The organism is Oleiphilus sp. HI0125, from assembly GCF_001635355.1.
On sequence record NZ_LWGF01000062.1, the window covers coordinates 1 to 815 of the forward strand.

Below are 815 nucleotides of genomic sequence, written 5' to 3' on the forward strand. Positions count from 1 at the left end.
ATGGTCTAGGAATCCATTTCTTTTTGATTACAGTTGTGCACCTGCTAATGGGGTGGCAACTAGCAATATGGGTGGCGGCATTAGCGATCTCAGGAACCATTGTATTGGGGCTTGAGTCCCCTGAAGGCTTTGGTATCAACATGTTGGTATCAGTACTAATCCCCTTACTCACAAACTATTGTGTTTGGCTCGCACACGACCGCAGCAAGTCTACACACCCTTTCTCGTTCATCTTCTTAGTTGCTTTTCTCGGAGCGGCCGCGTCAGTGATTACAAGCGGGCTTATGATGACGCTTATTCTATGGAGTCAAAGCATCTACAGCTTTGAGCAAATAACGAATGAATTTTGGGTGTTTATTCCACTCATCGCGGCACCAGAAGCAACGATCAACGGCATGCTCATTAGTATTTTGATTTTTAACCATCCCGAGTGGGTAAGATTGTTTGACCAGAACCGCTATCTTAGTAAACACTCATAAGTTCACCCGCTCTCAACGATTTGAATAAATGACGCAAGAACGCTCGACTATTTATTTAGCTGGCCCAGATGTTTTCTTTCAAGATGATTCTGGCGAAATAAAAAAACAGCTCTGTCACGATGCTGGGTTCACTCCACTCTTCCCTCTTGATAACGAGATTAAACGTGCCGATCCTGCCCCAGACATATTTCAAGCAAACATCGATATGATTGACCGATGCCATATTGTGATGGCAAATATCACCCCGTTTAGAGGACCCAGTTGTGACTTAGGAACAGCGTTTGAGATTGGCTATGCGCGGAAAGCAGGCAAAAAAGTATTCTGCTATAGCTCTGA

2 protein-coding genes are annotated in these 815 nt (G+C 44.4%); both read left to right on the top strand.

Translation table 11 applies throughout. The annotated features are described in order from the left end of the window. Positions 1–479 (top strand): energy-coupling factor ABC transporter permease (locus A3762_RS01065; protein ID WP_068753705.1); only part of this gene is annotated, 479 nt, incomplete at its 5' end. A 28-nt stretch (positions 480–507) separates the two neighbouring features. After that, a partial coding sequence (locus tag A3762_RS01070; protein ID WP_197468917.1) for a nucleoside 2-deoxyribosyltransferase occupies positions 508–815 on the top strand: 308 nt, incomplete at its 3' end.